Raw genomic sequence first — 3,612 nt, 5'->3', positions numbered from 1 at the left:
GTCCAACGCGCCTTGCACCGCACCAGCTTCAACCGGGTGCTGCTGGCGGGGATGCGCGGAAAGATCAAGCGCTACTTGGCCTTTCCCGTGACCTGGGTGGCCGGGGCAGACGTCGCGAAAGGATCGATCGCCGCGCTGGACTCCGGTGTGGCCGGCGAGCGTTATCTGTTGGTCGGCAGGCCCGAAGACACCTTCAGCACCGCCGGCGGTATCAACCGCGCCTGCGAGGTCGCCGAAATCGACCACCGCGTCCAGGATCTCGACTACCGCTCGGATCCCGAGGCGCTGACCGCGGAGTTCGGGCCCACGTTGATGGCCATCGCGAAAGCCGCCGCCAAGAGCGAGCGCAAGCCTCGAACCAAAGACAACCTGACCACGCGGCGCCTCGGGTATGCGCCCATGTCTTTCGACGACGGGCTGCGATTGCTGATCTCGTGGCTGCGCGAGCTCGGCAAGCTGTAGGGCGTGGCATCGTGTCGATAGCCGACCCGCGCGGCTCGGATCATGGGGATCTGGGCGATCGGATACTCGATGCGGCTCAACGGCTCTTGTTCAGGACGGGTGCGCGGCGGATGTCCCTGTCCGATGTGGCGGCTCTGGCGGGGGTTTCACGACCCACCATCTACCGCTACTTCGTGTCCAAAGAGGAACTCATCGATGCACTGGGAAAGCGCGGGCGCCGCCGCTTCGATGTCGCGATGGACACAGCGGTGTCCGGGGTCGTCGGCGTGGCACGGCTAAAAGCCGCGGTCGACGTCGTGGCGACCTTCGTCGAAGACCAGCCACCCGGGCGGCTGCTCGACCTCGAACCGGCGTTCGCGCACGAACAGATGACGCAGGCGTTGCCCATGTTGACCTCAGCATTGACGGCCGTCTTGCAGCGATGTGTGCGCGAAGACGCCTTCGCAGGACCGGTCAACCCCCGCGACCTCGCCAGCGCGATCGCACGAATTGCGTTGAGCCACTATATATTTCCCGACAGCGACCCAGGTGCGGCGCGCCGCCAGATCCGCGCGGCCGTTGGTCTCTGACCAACGCCGGCGCCACAGGCGAACTACGTTGGTGAGAGAACACAGTCGAACAGCGTCGAGGGGGATATCTGGATGCGCATCATCACCGTGGAAGAGCACTTCGAACACCCTGAGGTCGCCGAGAAGGTGCTGCAGTTGGGCGGGCCACCCAACGGCCTTCCGTTGGATGCGCTCGCCGCATTCGGCTCGGTCTTCAACGACGACCGCGACGCTGCGACCCGGCTCGGCGGGCACCGGCTCGAGCACATGGACGCGGTCGGAGTCGATGTGCAAGTCGTCTCCCACGGCAACGGCAGCCCGAGCACATTGGCCGCCCCGGAGTCGGTGGAGCTATGCCGTCGGGTGAATGATGATCTGGCGCAACAGATCTCCGAACATCCCGACCGGTTCAGGGGATTCGCCACGCTTCCGCTCTACGATCCCGACGCGGCCTCCGAGGAACTGCGCCGCTGCGTCGGCGACCTCGGGTTCGTCGGCGCACTGATCGCGGGAACGTTTGAGGGACTCTTCCTCGATGACGGCAGATTCGATCCGATTCTCGCCGCCGCGGAGGCCGTGGGTCTGCCGATCTACGTCCACCCCGGACTCCCCCACCCGCAGGTTGCCCGGCCGTATTATGCCGGCGACTGGCCCGACGCTGTCGGGGTGATGTTCAGTGGGCCTGCGTTCGGCTGGCACAACGAGGCGGGCATCCACGTCATCCGGCTGATCCTCTCCGGCGCATTGGATCGCCACCCGGGCCTGAAACTGCTGAGCGGGCACTGGGGAGAGCTGATGGCGTTCTGGCTCGAACGGCTCGACGAGACTTTCGCGTTGGTGCGCGACGAGCGGGAGCGCAACGTGAGCGACTACTACCGGGAACAGATCTGGGTGACACCGTCGGGAATGTTCAACCAGCATCAGCTCGACCACGTCGTCGCCGAACTGGGCGCCGATCGGATCATCTACTCAGAGGACTATCCCTACGTGCAGCGTGACAACGTCACTGAATTCCTCACCAAATCAGGGCTTTCCGATCGACAGGTGCAGGCCATCGCACATACCAACGTCGAGTCACTGTTGCGGATTTGACCGGGCGCTGACACCGGTTATCGCGAGCCGGCGGCGAACGCGGCCACCGGCATCTCCACGGATCCGCCACACGGGCCGCCGTTGATGTCGGTGTGCCAGGTGCCACGCAACGTTCCGTCAGCCTGCGGCGCGTAGAACGCCCACGACCTCGCGGGCGCCCATACCTTCGGGTTGCCTTCGCCCATGTAGCAATCCCACTGGAAGTCGAAGTGCTCGACCCAGCGGCTTCCGTCCCAGGTGTAGTGCGACGGTTGGGGCAGCGTCGGGTTCTTCGGGGTGGGCCCGTCGGAGGCCGTGGCCACGCAGCCGCCCGACGAGCAGCTCGTCACGAAGACGTAGTCGGCGCTGAAAGTCGGTTCGGCTTGGCCGGCCGCCACGCTGGTGCCGGTCTTGTTGACGGCATACCTCACCAGCGAATATCTGCCGTTCCACGACGGCGGCTGGGCGTGCACCGGCGGCGCGGGCATCGCACAGATCGCCAGAGCAGCGACCATCGCAATGGCACGAAGTCGGCGGCCCACCGCGTCAATGGTGAGCGTTCGACGACGCGACGCGATCTCGGCCCGGCCACGATCGCGACGCCACCTGAGATTCCGCCAAGAATTCGTTGAGAAAGCGCCAAGCCCGGGTGCCGATGCTGTTGTCAGCGCAAAACCAGCGCCCACCACCAGCACAAATCAGCACAAGGAGACCCCGATGTTCACTCGCCGCTTCACCGCCTCGATCGCCGCTTCCACCCTCACCGCCGCGGGCTTCGGTCTCGCCGCACTCGGCCTGGCCACCGCCGCGAACGCGGGCACGGTCGACGACGCGTTCCTCGCCCAGCTGAGCGCCGACGGGATCCAACCGCCGAGTGCGTCGGTCGCCGTCAAAGATGCGCACGCCGTGTGCAAGGCCCTCAACCAAGGTGTCTCCGGCAAGCAGGTCATCGGCGCGGTCGCCGAGGCAACCGGTCTGAGCGCCAAGGGCGCCAACACCTTCGCCGTCGACGCCGCTTCGGCCTACTGCCCGCAGTTCGTCACCTCGGCCTGACGACCGCCACCGTGATGCGGGGACCCGGGACCGGGCCCCCGCATCAACCGTTGCGCAACAAGAACAGTCCGTATGCGGCAATCGACTGCGCGTCGACGATGACGCCGCAACGCATCATCTCCTCGACCTCGTACCGTGTGAACCATTCGCTGAGCATGTCCTGCTCCTCGTGCTCGCGGTCCGCTTGCCCCTCAACGATTCCGGTGGCCAGGAACACCCACCCGCGCTGGCTGGTCATTCCGGGAGCCACATCGAGCTGACCGAGCATCTCGAATGACGTTGCGCGCAAACCAGTTTCCTCTCGCAATTCGCGCGCGGCCAGTTCGGCCGGTTCGGCGTCGGCCAGATCGGGGGCGGTGCCCTGCGGAAACTCCCAGCGCCGCGCGCCGATGGGATAACGGAACTGCTCGACCAATCGGAAGCGGTTCTGATCGAAGGGCATCACCAGCGCGTAGGTCGGCTTGTCGACCACGCTGTA

Annotated in this window: 5 protein-coding genes and 1 pseudogene; 4 read left to right on the top strand and 2 right to left on the bottom strand. The window is 65.8% G+C overall.

All coding sequences use genetic code 11. From position 1 onward, the window contains the following. From JOZ00_RS11820 to JOZ00_RS11810, 3 genes and pseudogenes are all read left to right on the top strand, one after another. Positions 1-462, top strand: a pseudogene (locus JOZ00_RS11820) (dihydroflavonol 4-reductase); the annotation flags it as partial. 11 nt (positions 463-473) lie between these two features. Continuing rightward, entirely contained in the window at positions 474-1,031 is a 558-nt protein-coding gene (locus JOZ00_RS11815; RefSeq protein ID WP_293344030.1) for a TetR/AcrR family transcriptional regulator, read from the top strand. 72 nt (positions 1,032-1,103) lie between these two features. Further along, entirely contained in the window at positions 1,104-2,102 is a 999-nt protein-coding gene (locus JOZ00_RS11810) for an amidohydrolase family protein (RefSeq protein ID WP_293344028.1), read from the top strand. Between the two features lie 17 nt (positions 2,103-2,119). Here JOZ00_RS11810 and JOZ00_RS11805 read toward each other — a convergent pair whose 3' ends face one another. Beyond that, positions 2,120-2,596, bottom strand: coding sequence for a hypothetical protein (locus tag JOZ00_RS11805; RefSeq protein ID WP_293344032.1), 477 nt, complete (start codon positions 2,594-2,596; stop codon positions 2,120-2,122). Positions 2,597-2,798: 202 nt separating this feature from the next. Here JOZ00_RS11805 and JOZ00_RS11800 point away from each other — a divergent pair, with 202 nt between their 5' ends. Then, positions 2,799-3,134 carry a DUF732 domain-containing protein gene (locus JOZ00_RS11800; RefSeq protein ID WP_293344026.1) on the top strand — a complete coding sequence of 112 codons (336 nt, stop codon included), beginning with the start codon at positions 2,799-2,801 and terminating at the stop codon, positions 3,132-3,134. Positions 3,135-3,177: 43 nt separating this feature from the next. On the opposite strand, the gene JOZ00_RS11795 is transcribed toward JOZ00_RS11800, so the two are convergent. After that, positions 3,178-3,612: NUDIX hydrolase (locus JOZ00_RS11795; RefSeq protein ID WP_293344025.1), on the bottom strand; the 435-nt coding region annotated here is incomplete at its 5' end.

Origin of the sequence: Mycobacterium sp., from assembly GCF_019243155.1 — a bacterium.
GTDB lineage: Bacteria > Actinomycetota > Actinomycetes > Mycobacteriales > Mycobacteriaceae > Mycobacterium.
The sequence above is the reverse complement of the archived record's forward strand: the minus strand, read 5'-3'. Positions and strand labels throughout refer to the sequence as shown.

What these genes read in the sequence shown, in the direction of transcription:
- JOZ00_RS11810 (WP_293344028.1), top strand. Translation starts at nt 1,104, where the DNA reads ATGCGCATCATCACCGTGGAAGAGCACTTCGAACACCCTGAGGTCGCC.
- JOZ00_RS11805 (WP_293344032.1), bottom strand. Translation starts at nt 2,596, where the DNA reads ATGGTCGCTGCTCTGGCGATCTGTGCGATGCCCGCGCCGCCGGTGCAC.
- JOZ00_RS11800 (WP_293344026.1), top strand. Translation starts at nt 2,799, where the DNA reads ATGTTCACTCGCCGCTTCACCGCCTCGATCGCCGCTTCCACCCTCACC.